General features: G+C 62.5%; 25 protein-coding genes. 22 read left to right on the top strand and 3 right to left on the bottom strand.

Features of this window, described 5'->3' with window-relative positions; all coding sequences use genetic code 11:
* Position 1 precedes the first annotated feature (1 nt).
* From NL123_RS21625 to NL123_RS21605, 5 genes are read left to right on the top strand one after another with little or no spacing between them, the layout of a single operon-like run.
* Positions 2 to 1,990, top strand: a complete 1,989-nt coding sequence (locus NL123_RS21625) for a heme lyase CcmF/NrfE family subunit (RefSeq protein WP_494356312.1) — start codon at positions 2 to 4, stop codon at positions 1,988 to 1,990.
* The gene (locus NL123_RS21620) at positions 1,987 to 2,523 is read left to right on the top strand and encodes a DsbE family thiol:disulfide interchange protein (RefSeq protein WP_016978490.1); all 537 of its coding nucleotides are present in this window, start codon (positions 1,987 to 1,989) and stop codon (positions 2,521 to 2,523) included. Before NL123_RS21625 ends, NL123_RS21620 begins: the two co-directional genes overlap by 4 nt.
* On the top strand, positions 2,520 to 2,993 hold the full coding sequence (locus tag NL123_RS21615; RefSeq protein ID WP_248487207.1) for a cytochrome c-type biogenesis protein: 474 nt from the start codon (positions 2,520 to 2,522) through the stop codon (positions 2,991 to 2,993). The genes NL123_RS21620 and NL123_RS21615 overlap by 4 nt, the downstream gene beginning before the upstream one ends.
* Complete coding sequence (gene ccmI, locus NL123_RS21610) at positions 2,986 to 4,170, top strand: c-type cytochrome biogenesis protein CcmI (protein WP_494356311.1); 1,185 nt, start codon at positions 2,986 to 2,988, stop codon at positions 4,168 to 4,170. The genes NL123_RS21615 and ccmI overlap by 8 nt, the downstream gene beginning before the upstream one ends.
* A gap of 15 nt (positions 4,171 to 4,185) precedes the next feature.
* A complete protein-coding gene (locus NL123_RS21605; RefSeq protein WP_494356310.1) occupies positions 4,186 to 4,581 on the top strand; it encodes a hypothetical protein in 396 nt (131 codons plus the stop codon).
* Between the two features lie 137 nt (positions 4,582 to 4,718).
* Here NL123_RS21605 and NL123_RS21600 read toward each other — a convergent pair whose 3' ends face one another.
* Positions 4,719 to 4,994 (bottom strand): DUF6124 family protein, encoded by a 276-nt coding sequence (locus tag NL123_RS21600; protein ID WP_178953590.1) that lies wholly within the window; start codon positions 4,992 to 4,994, stop codon positions 4,719 to 4,721.
* Between the two features lie 632 nt (positions 4,995 to 5,626).
* Here NL123_RS21600 and phnC point away from each other — a divergent pair.
* From phnC to phnP, 13 genes are read left to right on the top strand one after another with little or no spacing between them, the layout of a single operon-like run.
* On the top strand, positions 5,627 to 6,460 hold the full coding sequence (gene phnC, locus NL123_RS21595) for a phosphonate ABC transporter ATP-binding protein (protein WP_494356309.1): 834 nt from the start codon (positions 5,627 to 5,629) through the stop codon (positions 6,458 to 6,460).
* A gap of 32 nt (positions 6,461 to 6,492) precedes the next feature.
* Positions 6,493 to 7,494: a phosphonate ABC transporter substrate-binding protein gene (gene phnD / locus NL123_RS21590; RefSeq protein WP_248487212.1), complete on the top strand. Its 1,002-nt coding sequence runs from the start codon at positions 6,493 to 6,495 to the stop codon at positions 7,492 to 7,494.
* 50 nt (positions 7,495 to 7,544) lie between these two features.
* Positions 7,545 to 8,327 carry a phosphonate ABC transporter, permease protein PhnE gene (gene phnE / locus NL123_RS21585; protein ID WP_058427920.1) on the top strand — a complete coding sequence of 261 codons (783 nt, stop codon included), beginning with the start codon at positions 7,545 to 7,547 and terminating at the stop codon, positions 8,325 to 8,327.
* Positions 8,328 to 8,363: 36 nt separating this feature from the next.
* Entirely contained in the window at positions 8,364 to 9,068 is a 705-nt protein-coding gene (gene phnF, locus NL123_RS21580; protein WP_248487213.1) for a phosphonate metabolism transcriptional regulator PhnF, read from the top strand.
* Positions 9,069 to 9,079: 11 nt separating this feature from the next.
* Positions 9,080 to 9,517, top strand: coding sequence for a phosphonate C-P lyase system protein PhnG (phnG, locus tag NL123_RS21575; protein WP_071496260.1), 438 nt, complete (start codon positions 9,080 to 9,082; stop codon positions 9,515 to 9,517).
* The gene (gene phnH, locus NL123_RS21570) at positions 9,517 to 10,107 is read left to right on the top strand and encodes a phosphonate C-P lyase system protein PhnH (RefSeq protein ID WP_494356308.1); all 591 of its coding nucleotides are present in this window, start codon (positions 9,517 to 9,519) and stop codon (positions 10,105 to 10,107) included. Before phnG ends, phnH begins: the two co-directional genes overlap by 1 nt.
* Complete coding sequence (locus NL123_RS21565; RefSeq protein WP_494356307.1) at positions 10,107 to 11,183, top strand: carbon-phosphorus lyase complex subunit; 1,077 nt, start codon at positions 10,107 to 10,109, stop codon at positions 11,181 to 11,183. Before phnH ends, NL123_RS21565 begins: the two co-directional genes overlap by 1 nt.
* Entirely contained in the window at positions 11,176 to 12,018 is an 843-nt protein-coding gene (locus tag NL123_RS21560) for an alpha-D-ribose 1-methylphosphonate 5-phosphate C-P-lyase PhnJ (RefSeq protein WP_248487219.1), read from the top strand. The genes NL123_RS21565 and NL123_RS21560 overlap by 8 nt, the downstream gene beginning before the upstream one ends.
* Entirely contained in the window at positions 11,979 to 12,788 is an 810-nt protein-coding gene (gene phnK / locus NL123_RS21555; RefSeq protein WP_494358333.1) for a phosphonate C-P lyase system protein PhnK, read from the top strand. Before NL123_RS21560 ends, phnK begins: the two co-directional genes overlap by 40 nt.
* Positions 12,785 to 13,507 (top strand): phosphonate C-P lyase system protein PhnL, encoded by a 723-nt coding sequence (phnL, locus tag NL123_RS21550; protein WP_494356306.1) that lies wholly within the window; start codon positions 12,785 to 12,787, stop codon positions 13,505 to 13,507. The genes phnK and phnL overlap by 4 nt, the downstream gene beginning before the upstream one ends.
* The gene (locus tag NL123_RS21545; RefSeq protein ID WP_494356305.1) at positions 13,497 to 14,642 is read left to right on the top strand and encodes an alpha-D-ribose 1-methylphosphonate 5-triphosphate diphosphatase; all 1,146 of its coding nucleotides are present in this window, start codon (positions 13,497 to 13,499) and stop codon (positions 14,640 to 14,642) included. The genes phnL and NL123_RS21545 overlap by 11 nt, the downstream gene beginning before the upstream one ends.
* The gene (gene phnN, locus NL123_RS21540; RefSeq protein ID WP_248487224.1) at positions 14,642 to 15,214 is read left to right on the top strand and encodes a phosphonate metabolism protein/1,5-bisphosphokinase (PRPP-forming) PhnN; all 573 of its coding nucleotides are present in this window, start codon (positions 14,642 to 14,644) and stop codon (positions 15,212 to 15,214) included. Before NL123_RS21545 ends, phnN begins: the two co-directional genes overlap by 1 nt.
* A complete protein-coding gene (phnP, locus tag NL123_RS21535; protein WP_494356304.1) occupies positions 15,205 to 15,954 on the top strand; it encodes a phosphonate metabolism protein PhnP in 750 nt (249 codons plus the stop codon). The genes phnN and phnP overlap by 10 nt, the downstream gene beginning before the upstream one ends.
* A gap of 22 nt (positions 15,955 to 15,976) precedes the next feature.
* Here the strand turns inward: phnP and NL123_RS21530 are convergent, their stop codons facing one another.
* Positions 15,977 to 16,858 carry a LysR family transcriptional regulator gene (locus tag NL123_RS21530; protein ID WP_071496251.1) on the bottom strand — a complete coding sequence of 294 codons (882 nt, stop codon included), beginning with the start codon at positions 16,856 to 16,858 and terminating at the stop codon, positions 15,977 to 15,979.
* 190 nt (positions 16,859 to 17,048) lie between these two features.
* On the opposite strand from NL123_RS21530, the gene NL123_RS21525 reads away from it, so the two are divergent.
* From NL123_RS21525 to NL123_RS21515, 3 genes are all read left to right on the top strand, one after another.
* Complete coding sequence (locus NL123_RS21525; protein ID WP_071496250.1) at positions 17,049 to 17,237, top strand: type II toxin-antitoxin system HicA family toxin; 189 nt, start codon at positions 17,049 to 17,051, stop codon at positions 17,235 to 17,237.
* An 11-nt stretch (positions 17,238 to 17,248) separates the two neighbouring features.
* A complete protein-coding gene (locus NL123_RS21520) occupies positions 17,249 to 17,653 on the top strand; it encodes a type II toxin-antitoxin system HicB family antitoxin (RefSeq protein WP_494356303.1) in 405 nt (134 codons plus the stop codon).
* Positions 17,654 to 18,034: 381 nt separating this feature from the next.
* Positions 18,035 to 19,558 (top strand): M10 family metallopeptidase C-terminal domain-containing protein, encoded by a 1,524-nt coding sequence (locus NL123_RS21515; protein WP_494356302.1) that lies wholly within the window; start codon positions 18,035 to 18,037, stop codon positions 19,556 to 19,558.
* A 2-nt stretch (positions 19,559 to 19,560) separates the two neighbouring features.
* Here NL123_RS21515 and NL123_RS21510 read toward each other — a convergent pair whose 3' ends face one another.
* A complete protein-coding gene (locus NL123_RS21510) occupies positions 19,561 to 20,766 on the bottom strand; it encodes an MFS transporter (RefSeq protein ID WP_494356301.1) in 1,206 nt (401 codons plus the stop codon).
* Between the two features lie 175 nt (positions 20,767 to 20,941).
* Between NL123_RS21510 and NL123_RS21505 the strand changes: the two genes are divergently transcribed.
* Positions 20,942 to 21,556, top strand: coding sequence for a DUF5666 domain-containing protein (locus NL123_RS21505; protein WP_494356300.1), 615 nt, complete (start codon positions 20,942 to 20,944; stop codon positions 21,554 to 21,556).
* Positions 21,557 to 21,638 lie beyond the last annotated feature (82 nt).

The following is a 21,638-nucleotide window of genomic DNA, read 5'->3' as shown; positions in this document are numbered from 1 at the left end:
CATGACGTCCGCACTGTTTATTCCGGAGTTGGGCCAGTTGGCGATGATCCTCGCCCTGTGCTTTGCCATCGTCCAGGCCGTGGTGCCGTTGCTCGGTGCCTGGCGTGGTGACCGTTTGTGGATGAGCTTGGCCCAGCCGGCGGCCTGGGGCCAGTTTGCCTTCCTGTTGTTCGCCTTTGGTTGCCTGACCTACGCCTTCATGACCGACGACTTTTCCGTCGCCTATGTGGCCAATAATTCCAACAGCGCCTTGCCTTGGTACTACAAGTTCAGCGCCGTGTGGGGCGCCCACGAAGGTTCGTTGCTGCTGTGGGCGCTGATTCTCGGCGGCTGGACCTTCGCCGTGTCGGTGTTCTCGCGCCAATTGCCGCAAGTGATGCTGGCGCGGGTGCTGGCGGTGATGGGCATGATCAGCATCGGCTTCCTGCTGTTCCTGATCATGACCTCCAACCCGTTCAGCCGCATCCTGCCGCAGATTCCGGCGGACGGGCATGACCTCAACCCGTTGCTGCAAGACATCGGCCTGATCGTGCACCCGCCGATGCTCTACATGGGCTACGTGGGCTTCTCGGTGGCCTTCGCCTTCGCCATCGCCGCCTTGCTCGGCGGGCGCCTTGATGCGGCCTGGGCGCGCTGGTCGCGGCCGTGGACCATCGTCGCCTGGGCGTTCCTCGGCATTGGTATCACGCTGGGCTCCTGGTGGGCCTATTACGAACTCGGCTGGGGCGGCTGGTGGTTCTGGGACCCGGTGGAAAACGCCTCCTTCATGCCCTGGCTGGTCGGTACTGCGCTGATTCACTCACTGGCTGTCACCGAGAAGCGTGGCGTGTTCAAGAGCTGGACCGTGCTGCTGGCCATCGCGGCATTTTCCCTCAGCCTGCTCGGCACCTTCCTCGTGCGTTCGGGGGTGCTGACGTCGGTGCATGCGTTTGCGTCCGACCCGGAGCGCGGCGTGTTTATCCTGATCTTCCTGCTGTTTGTGGTCGGTGGCTCCCTGACCCTGTTCGCCCTGCGCGCCCCGGTGGTCAAGAGCCATGTCGGCTTTAACCTGTGGTCGCGGGAAACCCTGCTGCTGGGCAATAACCTGGTGCTGGTGGTGGCCGCGTCGATGATCCTGCTCGGCACCTTGTATCCGCTGGTGCTGGATGCGTTGAGCGGCGCCAAGCTGTCCGTGGGCCCGCCGTACTTCAACGCGTTGTTTATCCCATTGATGGGCCTGTTGATGGTGGTGATGGCGGTCGGCGTGCTGGTGCGCTGGAAAGACACCCCAGTCAAATGGCTGGCCGGCATGCTGATGCCGGTACTGCTCGGCAGCGTGGCCCTGGCGGTCATCGCCGGGTTTGCCTACGGCGACTTCAACTGGGCGGTGCTCGCCACTTTCCTGCTCGCCGCCTGGGTGTTGCTGGCCGGCGTGCGCGATATCTTCGACAAAACCCGCCACAAAGGCCTGATCAAAGGCCTGCCGACGTTGACCCGCAGCTACTGGGGCATGCAGGTCGCCCACATCGGCATCGCCGTATGCGCCCTCGGTGTGGTGTTGTCCAGCCAGAACAGCGCCGAACGCGACCTGCGCCTGGCGCCGGGCGAGTCCATGGACCTGGCCGGTTATCACTTCATCTTCGAAGGCGCCAAGCACTTCGAAGGGCCGAACTTCACCTCCGACAAAGGCACCGTGCGCGTCGTGCGCAACGGTAAGGAAGTGGCGGTGCTGCACCCGGAAAAACGCCTGTACACCGTGCAGAGCTCGATGATGACCGAAGCCGGGATCGACGCCGGTTTCACCCGTGACCTCTACGTCGCATTGGGTGAGCCGCTGGGCGACGGCGCCTGGGCCGTGCGGGTGCATGTGAAGCCGTTTGTGCGCTGGATCTGGTTCGGCGGCTTGCTCACCGGCTTTGGTGGTTTGCTCGCCGCGCTGGACCGGCGTTATCGGGTCAAAGTGAAAAGCCGGGTGCGTGAAGCCCTCGGCCTGCAAGGAGCGGCGGCATGAAGCGTTGGTTGATGGTGGTACCGCTGGCGATGTTTCTGGTGGTGGCGGTATTCCTGTATCGCGGGCTGTACCTGGACCCTGCCGAGCTGCCTTCGGCGATGATCGGCAAACCGTTTCCGGCATTCAGCCTGCCGACCGTGCAGGGTGACAAGACCCTGACCCAGGCCGACCTGCTCGGCAAACCGGCGCTGGTCAACGTGTGGGGCACCTGGTGCATCTCCTGCCGCGTCGAACACCCGGTGCTGAACAAACTGGCCGAGAAGGGCGTGGTGATCTACGGCATCAACTACAAGGACGACAATGCGGCGGCCTTGAAGTGGCTGGCCGAGTTCCACAACCCGTACCAGCTGGATATCCGCGATGAAGACGGCAACCTAGGTTTGAACCTGGGCGTGTACGGCGCCCCGGAAACCTTCTTCATCGATGCCAAGGGCGTAATCCGCGACAAGTACGTCGGCGTGATCGACGAAGTGGTCTGGCGCGAGCAGCTCGCCGCCAAGTACCAGGCCCTGGTCGATGAGGCCAAGCCATGAAGCGTCTGTTAGCCGCTGCCGTTTTAGCGTTGGGCTTGGCAAGCGTGGCCCACGCCGCCATCGACACCTACGAATTTGCCAACGACGCCGAGCGCGAGCGTTTCCGCGACCTGACCAAGGAACTGCGCTGCCCCAAGTGCCAGAACCAGGATATCGCCGACTCCAACGCACCGATCGCCGCCGACCTGCGCAAGGAAATCTTCCGCATGCTGGGGGAGGGCAAGGACAACCAGCAGATCATCGACTTCATGGTCGACCGCTACGGAGATTTCGTGCGCTACAAACCGGCGCTCACCGGCAAGACCGCGCTGCTCTGGTTCGGCCCTGCCGGACTGTTGCTGGCCGGCGTTGTCGTAATGGCCGTGATCGTGCGCCGCCGCCGCGCCGCGCCAACCGATGGTTCCGACGCGCTGTCCCTGGATGAGCGTAAACGCCTCGACCAATTGCTGGACACCAAGACTGATGATTGATTTCTGGCTCGCAGCCGGCTTGCTGCTTCTGATTGCCCTGAGTTTCCTGCTGATCCCTGTACTGCGCGGCCGCCGTGCCCAGCGCGAAGAGGATCGCACCGCGCTGAACGTGGCGCTGTACCAGGAACGCGTTGCCGAACTGCAAGAGCAGCAGGACGAAGGCGTACTGAATCCCGCGCAACTCGACACCGGCCGCGCCGAAGCTGCCCGCGAATTGCTGGCCGATACCGAAGGCGTGGAAAAGCCCCGTGAATCGCGCCTGGGCAAGCCGCTGCCGTTGTTGGCGGCGTTTCTGGTGCCGGTCCTCGGCGTTGCCCTGTACCTGCATTACGGGGCGAGCGACAAGGTCGAACTGACCCGCGAATTCTCCCAGCCGCCGGTGTCCATGGAAGACATGACCCAGCGCCTGGAGCGCGCCGCCGCTGCCCAGCCGGATTCTGCCGAGGGCCTGTATTTCCTCGGCCGTGCCTATATGGCCCAGGACCGTTCCGCCGATGCGGCCAAAGTCTTCGAACGCACCGTGGCCCTGGCCGGGCGTCAACCGGAGTTGCTCGGTCAGTGGGCCCAGGCGCAATATTTTGCCGACAACAAACAGTGGTCGCCCAAGGTTCAGGCCCTCACCGACGAGGCGCTGAAGCTTGATCCGAAGGAAGTGACCAGCCTGGGCCTGCTGGGAATCGCCGCCTTTGAAGGCCAGCGCTATCAGGAAGCGATCGACTACTGGAACCGCCTGTTGGCTCAGCTACCACCGGACGACAACTCCCGTGCGGCACTGCAAGGCGGCATCGACCGTGCAGCGGAAAAACTCAAGGAAAGTGGCGGCACCGTCGCGCAGAAGGCCGTGATGACAGTCCGCGTGGACCTGTCCGCCGAGGTGAAGGCCAAAGCCTTGCCAAGCGACAGCGTGTTCATCTTCGCCCGCGCCGTCAGTGGCCCGCCGGCACCCTTGGCGGCCAAGCGCGTGACCGTCGCCGAACTGCCGGTCACCGTCGAACTGGGCGATGCCGACGCGATGATGCCGCAATTGAAACTGTCCAACTTCCCCGAAGTCCAACTGGTTGCGCGCATATCCCGGGCCGGTCAGCCGACCACTGGCGAGTGGATCGGCCGCAGCCAACCCCTGGCCAGCACCACCACTGCCTTGCAGCAGCTGACCATCGACAGTCCGGACCAGTAAATCGAGGAAACGCCCATGACCGCATTTGCACGCATCACCTTGCTCAGCCTGGTATTGGGCCTGAGCGCTTGTGCGGTCCACCGCCCACCTCCCACGCCCACCGGCCCGACCATCCCACCGTCAGGCCCGTCGACCCAGCCGAGCACCAAACCGTCCGGCCCGGTGACCCCGCCGCCGAAGCCCTTGCCGAGCAAGTCGCCGACGTTTGCCCCACCTCCAGGCGCCGCCAGCCACTGGGACGGCAAGATGCAGGTGTATGTGCTGGACGACCAGCCCGACACCTTCTATCGCCAGCGCACGTATTACCGCTGGAGCAACGGCTGGAGCCGCTCGATCAGCCCGAACGGGCCATGGGAAGACACCGACGTGCACGGTGTGCCGCCGGGGTTGAGCAAGCAGTACGCGCAATGAAAAAAGGCGACCTATTACAGGTCGCCTTTTTTGCGCTTTAAAATCCGCTCTCTCAACCACCGGAGATCAAAGGTGGGAGGGGGCTTGCCCCCGATGGCAATGGGTCATTCAGCCCATCACTGACTGATCCACTGCCATCATGCCACCGGACACTCCCGATTCAGCGCTTCATCCACCAACAACTGCGCAATCTCGATCATCTGCACCACCGCCAACACCTGCTTGCGGCCCGAGCCATCCAAGTGCTCGGCACAGTCGTAGGCACACACAGTCGCCGATTCCAGCATCTCGCTGGCATTGCTCAAGGCCGCTTCGGTGCTGAGGCCGGGGCGGACGGTGAAGATGAGGTTGGGTGGGGTTTGTGGTGTGTCATCCGAAGTGGATGGCGGGGGATTTGGAGTAACTTTTTTCATGCAGTAAATCTCCATTCAATTGGAGCTCACCCCATCCGCGACCAAGCAGAAGGGTGGCGAGCTGTACGCAGGTTGGTCGACCAGGGAATGGAAACCCGGCAGGGCCTAGGCCCTCCCACGCACAGCTCGCCATAACGCGAACACAATAATGCCGCTTGCGCGGCACTGTGCGCCATTCTAATCCAGGCGACCAAGCCTGATCGCTGATGAGCAGCGATTGCGAGAGGCTAACGGTGCGTTATAGCAACCGCAACCGACAGAGAAGGTAGGAAAAATCGCATATGTTGTGGCGAGCAGGGCTGTTGTGGTGAGCAGGCTTGCCCTGCGTTGGGCTGCGAAGCGGCCCCGGAAGCTGGTTCTGTCTGACATAACGCGGTGGCCTTAATGGGGCTGCTGCGCAGCCCAACGCGGGGCAAGCCCGCTCGCCACAACAAGCCTGCTCACCACAATAAGCCCGCTCACCACGGTGTGGGTATGTGCCTTTAGCGTTCACTTGCAACCTTTCATAAAACCTTCATCCAACCGACCCCCTCCAGTCATGTGCAAGTCATAGGGCTGACACCTCCCGCGCCTACTGTCGTTTGAACTCAACCGCAGCCATCCCAGGCTGTTCAAACAAGACAGAGAAGCCCATGAATCACGCTATCCATGTCGATCACTTGAACAAGACCTTTGCGAAGAAATCCGCCTTGGTCGACCTCGAACTCACCATTGCCCCGGGTGAGATGGTCGCGCTGATTGGCGCTTCCGGTTCCGGCAAGTCCACCTTGTTGCGCCACCTGGCGGGCCTGGCCTGTTGCGACAAAAGCAACGGCGGCAGCGTCAAGGTGTTGGGCCGGGAAGTGCAGGCCAGTGGGCGCTTGAATGGCAAGGTGCGGCGGTTGCGCGCGGACATTGGCTATATCTTCCAGCAGTTCAACCTGGTCAATCGTCTGAGCGTGCTCGACAACGTGCTGCTCGGTTGCCTGGGCCGCATGCCGCGCTGGCGTGGCAGCCTCGGCTTGTTCAATGCCGAAGAAAAAGCGTTTGCCCTCGAGTCCCTGGCTCGCGTCGGCCTGGCCGATCTGGCGTCGCAACGTGCCTCGACCTTGTCCGGCGGCCAGCAGCAGCGCGTGGCGATTGCCCGGGCATTGACCCAGCGCGCCGAGGTAATCCTCGCCGACGAACCCATCGCCTCCCTCGACCCGGAGTCGGCGCGCAAGGTCATGGAGATCCTCGCCGACATCAACCGCCGCGACGGCAAGACCGTGGTGGTGACCTTGCATCAAGTCGATTACGCCATGCGTTATTGCCCGCGTGCCGTGGCCCTCAAAGGCGGGCGCATTCATTTCGACGGGCAGGGCAGTGCGATGAGCAGCCAGTTCCTCAACGATTTGTACGGTGCCGACGTCGACACCAGCCTGATGTTTTCCGACCAGACCCGCCACGCCACCGCCACCCCTCGGCTGGCCTTGGCGCGCGCTTGAAACCTTACTCACGACCCACAGGAAGCCTTTCCATGTTGAACCGTATCGGCCATGTGTTTCTGTCTGCCGTATTGCTGGCCAGTGTCGCGCTGGGCAACGCCCACGCCGCTGACAAGGTGATCAACTTCGGCATCATGTCCACCGAGTCTTCGCAGAACCTCAAGAGCATCTGGCAGCCATTCCTGGATGACATGCACAAGAAGACCGGCCTGACCATCAACGCCACCTTCGCCTCCGACTACGCCGGCCTGATCCAGGGCATGCGCTTCAACAAGGTCGACGTGGCCTGGCTCGGCAACAAGGCCGCGATGGAAGCGGTGGACCGTTCCAACGGCGAGATCTTCGCCCAGACCGCCGCCGCCAACGGTGCCGCCGGTTACTGGAGCGTGTTGATCGTGCGCAAAGACAGCCCGATCAACAACGTCGACGACATGCTCAAGAACGCCAAGAACCTGACCTTCGGCAACGGTGACCCGAACTCCACCTCGGGCTACCTGGTGCCGGGCTACTACGTGTTCGCCAAGAACAACGTGGATGCCGCCACCGCGTTCAAACGCACGCTCAACTCCAGCCATGAAGTCAACGCGTTGAGTGTGGCCAAGGGGCAACTGGACGTCGCCACCTTCAATACCGAGAGCTGGGAGCGCCTGGAAGTCACCCAACCGGACAAGGCCGCCATGCTCAAGGTGATCTGGAAATCGCCGCTGATCCCCGCCGACCCGATGGTGTGGAGCAAGGCGCTGAGCGACAGCGAGAAGGCCAAGATTCGCGACTTCTTCGCCCACTACGGCGACACCGATGAAGAGAAGGCGGTGCTGAAGAATATGCAGTTGGGCAAGTTCCTGCCGTCCAGCGATGACCAGCTGTTGCCGATCCGCCAGTTGGAGCTGTTCAAGCAGCGCACCACCGTCAGTGCCGACGACAAGCTGGAGGCTGCCGACAAGGCCAAGAAGCTGGCGGATATCGACGCCGACCTGGCCAAGCTGCAACAGCGCATCTCCGAGCTCGACAAGAAAACCGCAGCCAACGGTTAACCCCTGTGGGAGGGGGCAAGCCCCCTCCCACATTTCGCTCGAGGACAACCATGACTACTTTGCACGCTGAAGCCGTCGGCAAACGCACCTGGCCGCAATACCTCGGCTGGGGCCTGTTCCTGGTCCTGCTGGCCTGGGCCTGGCACGGCGCGGAAATGAACCCGCTGGCGCTGTACCGCGATTCCGGAAACATGGCGACCTTCGCCGCCGACTTCTTCCCGCCGGACTTCCACGAATGGCGCAGTTACCTCAAGGAGATGATCGTCACCGTGCAGATCGCCCTGTGGGGCACGGTATTGGCCATCGTCTGCTCGGTGCCGCTGGGCATCTTGTGCGCCGACAACATTACCCCGTGGTGGGTGCACCAACCGCTGCGCCGCGTGATGGATGCCTTCCGCTCGATCAACGAAATGGTGTTCGCCATGTTGTTCGTGGTCGCCGTCGGCCTCGGTCCCTTCGCTGGCGTGCTGGCGCTGTGGATCAGCACCACCGGTGTGCTCGCCAAGCTGTTCGCCGAAGCCGTCGAAGCCATCGACCCAGGTCCGGTAGAGGGCGTGCGGGCCACTGGTGCCAGTGCCCTGCAGGAAGTGATCTACGGCGTGATCCCCCAGGTCATGCCGCTGTGGGTCAGCTACGCGCTGTACCGCTTCGAAGCCAACGTGCGTTCGGCGACGGTGGTGGGCATGGTCGGCGCGGGCGGGATCGGCGTGATCCTGTGGGAAAACATCCGTGCCTTCCAGTTCGTCCAGACCTGCGCGGTGCTGCTGGTGATCATCGTGGTGGTGAGCCTGATCGACGTGTTGTCCCAACGCCTGCGCAAGCAGTTCATCTGACCTCGGAGGGGTGCCCGCGCGGCGCTTTTTTTAAGCATGCAGTTGTCTAGACAAGATGAGCCGGTGTACCGCGAACTCGCGGATATCCTGCGCCGTGAATTGAGCAGCTACAGCGCCGGTGATTTCCTGCCCGGTGAGGTGCACATGGCCGAGCGCTTCGGCGTCAACCGCCACACCCTGCGCCGTGCCATCGATGAGCTGGTGTTCGAAGGCAGCCTGTTGCGTCGCCAGGGCAAGGGCACCCAGGTGCTCGACCGGCCGCTGATCTACCCGATGGGCGCCGAGACCTCCTACAGCCAATCCCTGTCAGCCCAGGGCGTCGGTGTGCAGGCGGTGTTGCTCAAGCGCCGCTACTGCTACGCCAGCCGTGAAGAAGCGCTGCACCTGGGGATCGCTGAAATGGCGCCGATGATCGAGCTGCAAACCCTGCGCAAGCTCGACCACCAGCCCGTCAGCCTGATCCGCCATCGCTACTGCGCCAGCCGTGCGCCGTTGCTGGCCGACTACACCGGCGGTTCGCTGCGCCAGTACCTGCGCGAACGCGACCTGCCATTGACTCGCACCCACAGCCTGATCGGTGCGCGCCTGCCCAACCGTGACGAAGCCGCGCTGCTGATGATGCCTCGGCACTTGCCGGCCCTCACCGTATTCACCCTTTCCCGCGATCGCGACGGCCACCCGGTGGAGCTGGCGCAGTCCACCAGCCGTTCGGATCGCTTCCAGTACCAAGTGGTGACTTGATGGAGACCCTGATGAACCTGTCCCCGCGTCAGCATTGGATTGGTGTGCTCGCCCGCGCCCAACTCAGTGAATTGCAACCCCACGAAGCGGCCTTGAAAGACGCGGAGTACCAGCTCATTCGCGCCCCGGAAATCGGCATGACCCTGGTACGCGGTCGCATGGGCGGCAATGGCGCACCGTTCAACGTCGGTGAAATGAGCGTGACCCGCTGCGTAGTGCGCCTGGCCGATGGCCGCACCGGCTACAGCTACCTGGCCGGGCGCGACAAGGTGCATGCCGAGCTGGCCGCCCTGGCCGATGCCCATTTGCAAGGCGCGCAGCCGAGTATCTGGCTCAGCGATCTGATCACTGCCCTGGCGAACGCCCAGGTCAGGCGTCGCGCTGAAAAAGAGGCGGACACCGCCGCCACCAAGGTCGAGTTCTTCACCCTCGTGCGAGGAGAAAACTGATGAATGCGCACCTGTTGCAACCGGCGTTTGTCGACCCGGTATTGGATGCCCAGCGTGGTTTTCGTGCCGCGCTCAAAGCCTTGGCCGAACCCGGTTTGATCCAGCACCTGCCATCCGCTCCACGCCTCGATGGTCTTGCCCCCGCCACCTATGCACTGTGCCTGGCACTGCTGGACGTGGACACGCCGCTGTGGCTTTCACCGAGCTTCGACACGCCGCTGATTCGCGCCAACCTGGCGTTCCACTGCGGTTGCCCGCTGACTTCGCATCGCGAAGCAGCGGTGTTCGCCTTGCTCGGTGAACACGACCTGCTGGATCTGAGCGGCTTCGACCACGGCAACGACCGCTACCCCGACCAGTCCTGCACCTTGCTCGTGCAGCTCACCGACCTGGAGTCCGGTCGCGGCCTGCTCTGGCGCGGCCCAGGCATCAAGACCCAGCGCCAGGTGCACGTCCCGGTGCCGCAGGCCTTCTGGCAGGAACGCCAACGGCGCAAAACCTTTCCCCGTGGCCTGGACGTGCTGTTTGCCGCCGGCCATCACCTGATCGGCCTGCCTCGCAGCAGCCGCATTGCACAGGAGCATGCCTGATGTACGTAGCCGTCAAAGGTGGCGAACAGGCCATCGACAATGCCCACCGCCTGCTGGCGAAAAAACGCCGGGGCGATACCGCGATTCCGGAACTGAGCGTGACGCAAATCCGCGAGCAACTGCCCCTGGCCGTGGCGCGGGTGATGACCGAAGGCTCACTGTTCGACGAAGAACTCGCCGCGCTGGCGATCAAGCAAGCGGCGGGGGACCTGGTGGAAGCGATCTTCCTGTTGCGCGCCTACCGCACCACGCTGCCGCGCTTCAGCCCGAGCCTGCCGATCGATACCGCCCGGATGTCGTTGAGCCGGCGCCTGTCGGCCACCTTCAAGGACCTGCCCGGCGGCCAACTGCTCGGCCCGACCTTCGACTACACCCACCGCCTGCTGGATTTTGCCCTGCTGGCCGAAGGTGAGTACCCGGGGCCGCAGACCGCGCCGGAGGCGACGCTGGAAGACTGCCCACGCGTGCTCGGCCTGCTCGCCAAAGAAGGCCTGATCAAGACCGAAACCGACGACAACGCCCGCGTTGCCGACATCACCCGCGACCCGCTGGAATACCCGGCCAGCCGCGCCGAGCGCCTGCAAGCCCTGGCCCGTGGCGACGAAGGTTTCCTGCTGGCGCTGGGGTACTCGACCCAACGTGGCTACGGTCGCAACCACCCGTTTGCCGGTGAGATTCGTATCGGCGATGTGGAGGTGTGGATCGAACCGGAAGAACTGGGTTTCCCCATCTGCCTGGGCAGCATCGAAGTGACCGAGTGCGAGATGGTCAACCAGTTTGTCGGTTCGGCTACCGAGCTGGCGCAGTTCACGCGGGGTTACGGCCTGGCCTTCGGGCATGCCGAGCGCAAGGCCATGGGCATGGCCCTGGTGGACCGCTCGCTGCGCGCCGAGGAGTACAACGAAGAGATCGTCTCGCCCGCCCAGCGCGAAGAGTTTGTGCTGGCCCACTGCGACAACGTCGAGGCGGCGGGCTTTGTCTCCCACCTCAAACTGCCGCACTACGTGGACTTTCAGTCCGAGCTGGAACTGATCCGCAAACTGCGCCAACCGGCCGAGGGCTCGAGCCATGAATGACGCCGCGTACAACTTCGCCTACCTCGACGAACAGACCAAGCGCATGATCCGTCGCGCCTTGCTCAAGGCGGTGGCGATCCCTGGCTACCAGGTGCCGTTCGGTGGCCGCGAGATGCCGCTGCCTTACGGCTGGGGCACCGGCGGCATGCAATTGACCGCCGCGATCCTGGGGGACGATGACGTGCTCAAGGTCATCGACCAGGGCGCCGACGACACCACCAACGCGGTGTCGATCCGCCGCTTTTTTGCGCGCACTGCAGGCGTGGTCACTACCGAAGCGACCCCTGAAGCGACGGTGATCCAGACCCGTCACCGCATCCCGGAAACGCCCTTGCAGGCGAACCAGATCATGGTGTTCCAGGTGCCGATCTCAGAGCCGCTGCGTTTTATCGAACCCTCGGAAACCGAGACTCGCACCATGCACGCCCTGAATGATTACGGGGTGATGCATGTGAAGCTGTATGAGGACATCGCCACCTTCGGCCACATCGCCACGGCCTACGCCTACCCGGTGACGGTGGATGAACGCTACGTGATGGACCCGTCGCCGATCCCCAAATTCGACAACCCCAAACTCGACATGAGCCCGGCGCTGATGCTGTTCGGCGCCGGTCGCGAGAAGCGCCTGTATGCGGTGCCGCCATACACCCAGGTCACCAGCCTCGACTTTGAGGACCACCCGTTCGAAGTGCAGAAATGGGCGCACAGCTGCGCGATCTGCGGCAGCCATGAATCGTTCCTTGATGAGCTGATTCTGGATGACGCCGGAACCCAGAGTTTTGTGTGTTCCGACACGTGGTATTGCGCCCAGCGGGTGAAGGAGAACAACCAGTGAGCCAGCCGTTATTGCAAGTGCGTGACCTGTCCCTGTTGTACGGCCCGGAGAAGGGTTGCCAGGGTGTGAGCTTCGATCTGTACCCCGGCGAAGTGCTTGGGATTGTCGGTGAGTCCGGTTCGGGTAAATCCACCTTGCTTTCGTTGTTGAGCGGGCGCCTGCCGGCGCACGCGGGCAGCATCGGCTACCGCAGCCAGGACGGCGAATGGCTCGACCTCTACAGTGCCAGCGAAGCCGAGCGCCGCACCTTGCTGCGCACCGAATGGGGCTTTGTCGAGCAGAACCCGCGTGACGGCCTGCGCATGGGCGTGTCGGCCGGCGCCAACATTGGTGAACGCTTGATGGCCCAGGGCGTGCGCAATTACGCGCAACTGCGTGGCGCCGGTCTGGATTGGCTGGAGCAGGTGGAGATTGACCCACAACGCATCGACGACCTGCCACGCACCTTTTCCGGCGGCATGCAGCAGCGCCTGCAAATTGCCCGCAACCTGGTTTCCAGCCCACGGCTGGTGTTCATGGACGAACCCACCGGCGGCCTCGACGTGTCGGTGCAAGCGCGTCTGCTCGACCTGCTGCGCGGCCTGGTGCGTGAACTGGATTTGGCGGTGGTGATCGTCACCCACGACCTGGCCGTGGCACGCCTGTTGGCCGACCGCCTGATGGTGATGCGTCGCTCTCGTGTAGTGGAAACCGGGCTCACCGACCAGATCCTCGACGATCCACAGCACCCTTACTCTCAACTGCTGGTGTCTTCGGTATTGCAGCCATGACAAATGCCTTGATCGAGGTCCGTGACCTCTCGAAAACCTTCACCCTGCACCAGCAAAACGGTGTAGTACTCAATGTGCTGCGCGGGGTGGAGTTAAGTGTGCAGGGCGGCGAATGCCTGGTGCTGCACGGTCAGTCCGGCGCGGGCAAAAGTACCTTGCTGCGTACGCTGTACGGTAACTATCTACCGGCCGGTGGCAGCATTCGTGTACGCCATGCCGGCGAGTGGCTGGAGCTGGTGGGCGCCGCGCCCCGCGAGATTCTGCAGGTGCGCCAGCAGACCCTGGGCTACGTCAGCCAATTCCTGCGGGTGATTCCGCGTGTGGCGTGCCTGGATGTGGTGATGGAGCCGGCGTTGGCCCGAGGCTGGTCGAAAGCCGAGGCACAACAGCGCGCCGAACACCTGCTGACCCGTCTGAACATCCCCCAGCGCCTGTGGCCACTGGCGCCCGGCACTTTTTCCGGTGGCGAGCAACAGCGCGTCAACATCGCCCGCGGTTTCATGGTGGCCTGGCCGGTGATGCTGCTGGACGAACCCACCGCCTCCCTGGACGACCACAACCGCCAGGTGGTGCTGGAACTGATGAACGAAGCCAAGGCTGCCGGCGCTGCATTGATCGGCATCTTCCACGACCGTGCCGCCCGTGAAGCGGTGGCCGATCGCCATTTCGACATGACCCCCACGCCTGTTGCCCAAGAGGAATACGCCCATGCCCGCTGAACAGATCCTCAGTAATGCCCAGGTCGTCACGGCTGATCGCATGTTCCTGGGCTCGGTGGTGTTGCGTGATGGCAAGATCGTCGACCTCGCCGAAGGCCGCAGCCAGTTGCCCCAGGCCCAGGACCTGGGCGGTGATTTCCTGCTGCCGGGCCTGGTGGAGTTGCACACCGACAACCTGGAAAAACACATGACCCCGCGCCCCGGCGTGGACTGGCCGTCGACCTCGGCAGTGCTCAGCCACGATGCGCAGATTATCGCGGCGGGCATCACCACCGTCTTCGATGCGGTGTCCATCGGTGACGTGAACCCCAAGGGCAACCGCATGAAAAAACTGCCGGCGATGCTCGATGCCATCGCCCAGGCAGAAGGTGCCGGCCTGACCCGCGCCGAGCACCACCTGCACCTGCGCTGCGAGCTGTGCCACCCGGACACCCTCAGTGTGTTCCGCGACCTGGTGGAAAACCCGCTGGTGCAACTGGTGTCGGTGATGGACCATTCGCCGGGCCAGCGCCAGTTTGTGCTTGAAGCCAAGTACCGTGAGTACTACATGGGCAAGTACCACCTGAACGACGAAACCATGGACGCCTTCATCGTGCTGCAAAAGGCCAATTCCCTGGCCTACAGTGATCGCTACCGTGCGGCTATCGTCGAGCATTGCCTGGCGCGTGGTTTGTCGGTGGCCAGTCACGACGACGCGACGCTCGCGCATGTGCAGGAGTCGGCACGCTATGGCATGACCATCGCTGAATTCCCCACTACGCTCGAGGCGGCGAAGGGCTGCCAGGCGTTGAACATGAAAGTGTTGATGGGCGCGCCGAACGTGGTGCGCGGCGGGTCGCACTCGGGTAATGTGGCCGCCGCCGGCCTGGCGGCCGAGGGCTTGCTGGATATACTTTCCAGTGACTACTACCCGGCCAGCCTGTTGCAGGCGGCCTTCGTGCTGGCTGACCAGCAAGACGGCGGCGACCTGTCGCGGGCGGTCAAGATGATCAGCCTGGCGCCCGCGCAGGCGGCAGGGCTGAAGGACCGTGGCGAGATTGCCCTCGGCCTGCGCGCCGATCTGGTCCAGGCACGTAGCCGCGAAGGGCTGCCTGTGGTGCAACAAGTATGGCGACAAGCGAAGAGGGTGTTTTGATGGCAGGCAGGTTGATCTATCTCATCGGGCCGTCCGGCTCGGGCAAGGACAGCCTGCTGGATGCCGCACGCCCACGCTTGGCCGAGCGCGGTTGCCGCATTGTGCGCCGCGTCATCACCCGCTCGGCGGAAGCGGTGGGCGAAGCGGCGCAGGGCGTCAGCCCCGAGCAATTTGCGACGATGCAGGCCGAGGGCGCGTTTGCCCTCAGTTGGCAGGCCAATGGTTTGTCCTATGGCATTCCCAGGGAGATCGACGATTGGCTGGCGGCGGGGGACGACGTACTGGTCAATGGCTCCCGTGCGCACCTGGCGCAGACTCGCAAGCGTTATCCGACTTCGCTGGTGTTGCTGCTGACGGTGGACCAGGCGGTGTTGCGCCAACGCCTGATCGCACGGGGGCGTGAAGCGTTGGCGGATATCGAGGCGCGCCTGGCGCGCAATGCGCGGTTCACCGCCGAGCTGATCGCCGGCAACGGTGCGGGGTTGTTCGTACTGGATAACTCCGGGCCGCTGGAACATACGGTCGAGCGCCTGCTGTGCTGCATCGATCACGGGCACTCGGCATGCGCCTGACCTTGCTCGGCACCGGTGACGCGCGGCAAGTCCCGGTGTATGGCTGTGAGTGCGCCGCGTGCGGTCTGGCGCGCAGTGATGCCAGCCTGCGCCGTCGCCCGTGCAGCGCGTTGATCGAATGCGGCGACCAGCGCTGGTTGATCGACAGCGGTTTGCCCGACCTTACCGAACGCTTCCCACCGCGCAGTTTCAACGGGATCTTGCAGACCCACTATCATGCCGATCATGCCCAGGGTCTGTTGCACCTGCGCTGGGGGCAAGGGCTGGTGATTCCGGTGCACGGGCCGGTGGATGCCGAAGGTTTGTCCGATCTGTACAAACATCCGGGCATCCTGGATTTCAGCCAGCCATTCAGCGAATTTGAAACCCGGCAGTTTGGCGAACTGAGCGTCACCGCGTTGCCGTTGCAGCATTCCAAACCAACCCTGGGTTACCTGCTGGAAGGCGAGGGGCGACGCATCGCCTACCTCACCGACACCGTCGGCCTGCCGCCTGCGACCCTGGCCTGGCTGCAGCGCGAACCCCTGGATGTACTGGTGCTGGACTGTTCCATGCCGCCGCAGCCGCAGGCACCGCGCAATCACAATGACCTGACGCTGGCGTTGCAGAGCATCGAGCAAACCGGTGCGCAGTTGGGCGTGCTGACCCATGTCGGGCACACATTGGATGCCTGGCTGCTGGAGCATCGCCGCGAGTTGCCACGGCAAGTCACGGTCGGCTGGGATGGCCGGGTCATCTGAACGCCAAAGGTTCCACAGAACCCTACTTCGTCAGTAACCCTTCAACGTATTCGATAAATGCCTTGGCTTTGGCACTTGGCATTCGACCCGTCGGCAATACCGCCCACAGGTCCTTGGGCGGCAGTTCCCAATCGGTCAACACGGCTTTCACCTCACCCCTGGCCAATTCTGGTGAGAACATCCACTCGGACGTCATCGCCAGGCCATGGTGGGCGAGCACGCCTGCGCGCAAGCCTTCGGAAGAGGTAACACGCAAGCGTCCTCGAGCGGCGATGGCGTGTTCGTGCGGGCCTTGTTTGAATGACCAGAGCGGGCTTTCCCCGAGGCTGTAGATCACCGCCTGGTGGTTGAGGATATCCGCCGGGCTTTGCGGTTCGCCGAAACGTTCGAAGTAGGCCGGTGTACCAAACACCCGGCTTGGGCTTTGGCCAAGCCGGCGGGCAGTGAGGCCGGAGTCACTCAGGTTGCCGATGCGCAGGGCGACGTCGATGCCGTCTTCAACCAGGTTGAGGAGGCGGTCGTCGAGCAACACGTCGATGTTCAGGCCAGGGTGTTGGTCCAGGAACGGTCCCAGGTTAGGAATGATCCGCATGCGGGAGAACGTCACGCCGGCGCTGACCCGCAGGTTGCCCGTCAAGCCAGCGCCTGCGCCACGGGCCGCCTCGTCAGCTTCATCAGCTTCGAAAATGGCGCTCTTGGCTTTCTCGAAAAATGCCAGGCCTGCTTCGGTAGGGGTCAGGCCCCTCGTCGAGCGCAGCAACAACCGCACGGCCAGGCGGGCTTCCAATTGCGCGATGCTTTTGGACACCGCGGGTTGGCCGATGCCCAGGCGTTTGGCCGCGGCCGAGAAGGAGCCGGTCTCGACGACGTGAACGAAGGTTTCCATGGCAGTGAGACGGTCCATCGGGCGTTCCTGTTGGCTGGCCGGCGCTCAAGCCTAAGGCGCTGGGCTAGCGGTGTCATGCGTTTCCCTTATTGAGCCGGTGAGTTTTCAATATTCGGTAATACAGCCGTCAGTCAGGCATGCGCATTTTGTGCTTGAGTAAAGATAACTCTAGGGTTACTTTTATTCAGGCCAAGCCAAGGAGGCGAGGGTGCAAAGCAGGCTATTGATCAAGGAACTGCAAGAGGCGGGTTGGGTATTGGATCGAGTCACGGGCAGCCATCACATTTTTACCCATCGTTACAGCCCGTACACGATTCCCGTGCCTCATCCTAAAAAAGACTTGCCGTTGGGCACTGTCAGAAGCATCAGGAAACGCGCCGGGCTGTTTGATTTTTAAGGAGAGCATTCATGCAATACCCAATCTGTATCGAATGGGGCGATGACTTCACCGCCACCGGTATCCAGATCCCCGATATTCCAGGCGCAGTCACCGCCGGGGACAGCTTTGAAGAGGCCTACAACGCCGCCGTGGAAGTCGCGCACATCATGCTGCAAGAGATCGCCACAGAGGGCGGGGCCATTCCGATGCCAACGTCGGTCGCCCATTATCATGCCCATGAGGACTACGCCGGGATGGGCTGGGGCATGTTGGAGTTGGACGTCACGCCCTACCTGGGTAAAACCGAGAAGGTCAATGTGACCTTGCCCGGTTATGTCATCCAGCGCATCGACCGGTATGTACGGGAGCACAAGGTCAAAAGCCGCTCGTCATTCCTCGCGGACGCGGCGTTGGAAAAATTGGTGCGGTCCTAGGGCGATCAGGCGGTGTCAGGGGTTGGCCGCGTACGTTGTCGGATGAGCGCGGTTTTTTTGCGCGCCTTTTTCCGGGCATGTTTGAGTCAGTTTCCTTATGTTTGAAATTAAGATTTTGATTGAAATAAGGGAGCGTTTTACAAGTTTTTTTCCTCTGGAAATCAACTTGATAGTGTTGTTGATATGTCAGGAGAGTTGGGCCGATCAGTGATTGAGTGTGTTTTCTTTGCAGGTGTGTTTATTAAGTATTTTTGAAAAGAACCAGCACTGGCGAACGTGTCATTGATTTGAGAATTTTAGCGTCCTGCCAATGGACTGGTCAGCGTTGGTATTTCTCATACAGGGACGAATGGCTCTTCACTGTTCAGAGTATTCATCGTCATGCACTTTCCTGTCAGGCAACCTTCACAGCAACCCCCTGCGCTTGCGCCGTATTCCCGTTCGTCAGCGTTTGATAACGACGCCTTGCACTGGGGAAACAATAAGAAGTCGTTCAGCACCGCGCAGGCGGCTAAACATATCACTCGAGGTAACTTCAAATTTCCTGATCGGGACGGGGATAATAAGGTCGTGGTGGGCTTCAGTTTTTCCGGCGTCTTTACCTCGCCCCAGAAAGAGCGCGCCAGGCAGGCATTGAAAGCCTATGCCGATGTCGCCAACATTTCCTTTGTCGAAAACAGCGCTCATACGGATGGCGGCATAGTCATCAGGGGCGTGCCGGGTTCCTGGTCAGGCTGGGCGGCCTCTCCCAGTCAGTACCAGCCGAACGTAACGGCGAATGTGGGGACGGGAGGCGCAGGCGCCAACCCTGAAATGGGCAGTCATTTCTTGTCTTTGTTGGTCCATGAGTTGGGGCACACCTTGGGCCTGGAACATCCGGGCGGTTACGACGGCGGTGGGACTTACGAGGCCAATGCCGATTATGCGCAGGACACCAAGGCCCGCAGTGTCATGAGCTATTGGTCGGAACGCAAACAACCGGGGCATGACTTCAACGAACAGCAACCCGCTGCCCCCATGATGGACGATATCGCCGCGCTCCAGCGCTTGTACGGAGCGAATACGCGCACCCGTGCCACCGACACCGTCTATGGGTTCAACTCCAACACCGAGCGTGAGCACTACAGCCTCAGGAGCGCCCGCGACAAGCCCGTGTTCAGCGTCTGGGATGGCGGTGGCGAGGACACCCTGGATTTCTCTGGCTTTGCCGATAAACAAAACATCAACCTCAATGCCGAGGCGTTTTCGGATGTGGGCGGGCTGCGGGGGAATGTGTCGATCGCCAAGGGGGTGAGCGTGGAGAACGCCATTGGCGGTTCCAACAGCGATGTGTTGACGGGTAACGGCGCCAATAACCGCTTGAAAGGGGCTGGCGGCAGCGACACGTTGCGCGGCGGTGCCGGCGCCGACACATTCGTGTACGCCCGCGTCAGCGACTCGACACCCCAGGCTCCCGATTTTATTCAGGACTTCACCAGCGGTAGCGACAAAATCGATGTGGCTGGCGTGCTGCGCGAGGCCGGGCTCACGTCGCTGAACTTCATGGATAGCTTCAGCGGGCGTGCCGGCGACGCGGTGCTCAGTCATGACACCACAACCGGGCGCTCCACACTGGCCGTGGATACCACGGGCAACGGCACGGCTGACCTGCTGATCAGCAGCCATGGTCAAATCAAACAGGAGGATGTGATCTGGAGTGGTAATGGGGAGCCCGCAGCCGTGACGCCCGATCAGACGGCTGATCTCACGCTGGAGCCGGACCCGGATCCTGCGCCTGACTCAACGTCACAGCCGGATCCGAATACGACGCCTGGGCTTGCGTCTTGGTTTGGTGAGCGGGTGGGTAAACAGATAGCTTCAGGGATCTCGCTTTTCGCGAACTGGATATCCGGGTGGTTCAGGTGAGTTCAAGGTTTATCCAATAAGCCCACCGAATCCTCACGGGAAACACTCAGAAAGCGCAGCAATGCCACCAACGGGAATGCACTACCCACCAGCATCACACCCAGCCAGCCGCCGTGTTCATACACGCTGCTGGCAATCGCCGAGCCGAATGCGCCGCCGATGAAGATGCTGGTCATGTACAGCGCGTTCAGGCGGCTGCGGCTGTTGGCGTCGAGGGCGTAGATCGCGCGCTGGCCGAGCACCATGTTCATCTGCACGCAGAAGTCCAGGACCACGCCGGTCACGGCCAGGCCGATCACGCTGTACAGCGGGTGCACGAAGGCCGGCAGGAAGCTCAACGCAGCGAACAACATGGCCAGCAGCGAAGCGCGATGGGTGTGACCGGCATCGGCCAGGCGACCGGCGATGGGTGCGGCAATGGCACCCAGCGCACCGACCAGGGCGAACAGGGCTATCTCGCTTTGGCTCAGGCCGTGGTTGCGCGCCAGTTCCAGTGGGGCGGCGGTCCAGAACAGGCTGAAGGTGGCGAACATGCAGCCCTGGTAGAACGCCCGTTGACGCAGCACCGGTTGCTGACGCAGCAAGGTGCCGAGGGAGCGCAGCAGTTGGCCATAGCTGGCAGAGTGATCCGGCTGACGCTTGGGAATGGTCAGCATCAACACCACACTGATTAACGCCATCAACGCCGCCGCCGCCATGAACATCGCACGCCAGCCGAAGTGGTCCGCGACCACGCTGGACACCGGCCGTGCCAGCAGGATGCCCAGCAGCAGCCCACCCATGATGCTGCCGACCACACGGCCCCGTGATTCGGCGGGCGCCAGGTGCGCGGCCAACGGAATCAGGATCTGCACCGACACCGAACTGAAGCCGATCAGCAGCGACACCAGCAGGAACAGGTTCGGCTGCTCGGTGACCGCTGCGCCCAGCAGGCTGGCGATAGCGATGACGGTGGTGGCGATCATCAGTTTGCGGTTTTCCAGCAAGTCGCCCAGGGGCACCAGGAAAAACAGCCCCAGGGCGTAGCCGATTTGCGTCAGCGAGACGATCAGGCTGGCCATGGCCGGCGTGAGGCCGATGTCCGGCGCGATCAGCTCGATGATGGGTTGCGCGTAGTAGATGTTGGCAACGATGGCGCCGCAGCAAAACGCAAACAGCATCACCATGCTCCGGGTCATGGTGCTTGTAGCGTGGGAAGTAGCGTTCATGGTGTTCTCATAAAAGCGAAGGAAGTGGGGCGAGCCTAAAGACAACACCGTAGCCCGGGTAGGCCGCTGGCAGTGATAACACTCATGCCCGGTAATGATGAGTGAATCGTTAACTTTCTGCGCGAACGCTGATGATACATTCAGGCACCACTGCCGAAACAGGAAATCCATTGCAATGAAGATCACGTTGAACAAGATGCTCCTGGCTTCCACGCTCGCCGCCGCCATGGCCGTGGGCCTGGCCCAGGCTGCCGAGACGCCTCGCGTGGGCGTACGCGGCGCCATTACGGCGATGGACGGGGACGCGATGCACGTCAAGGTCAACAGCGGCGAAGAGGTTGTCGTGCACTTGACCCAAGACACCCAGGTGCGCGCGGTCACCCTGGCCAAAATCGATGAAATCAAGCCGGGCAGCTACATCGGCTCGGCCGCCATGCCCAACGACGACGGCAGCCTGACGGCGCTGGAGGTGCACGTGTTCCCCCCGGCGATGGCCGGCACGGGCGATGGGCATCGTGCGTTTGATTTGAAAGAAGGCAGCAGCATGACCAACGGCACCGTCGGCGACCTGGTGGTGAGCAACGGGCGCACGCTGACGGTGAAATACAAAGGTGGCGAGCAGAAGATCGTGGTGCCGGAAGATGTGCCGATCGTGAACCTGGAACCGGGTGACCGCAGCTTGCTCAAGCCGGGGGTGAAGGTGGTGCTGTTTGCGGCGAAGGGGGCGGATGGGACGATCACGGCCCAGGCGATCTCCGCCGGCAAGGATGGCGTGACACCGCCGATGTAACGGCACCTGTAGGAGCGAGCTTGCTCGCGAAGAACTCAGTAGCACCGCGTTTATCCAGGAATCACGCGTTCTCGTTGACGAT

The sequence above is a fragment of the Pseudomonas sp. FBCC-B1565 genome (assembly GCF_059133265.1).
This window is presented reverse-complemented; position numbering and strand designations above follow the sequence as displayed.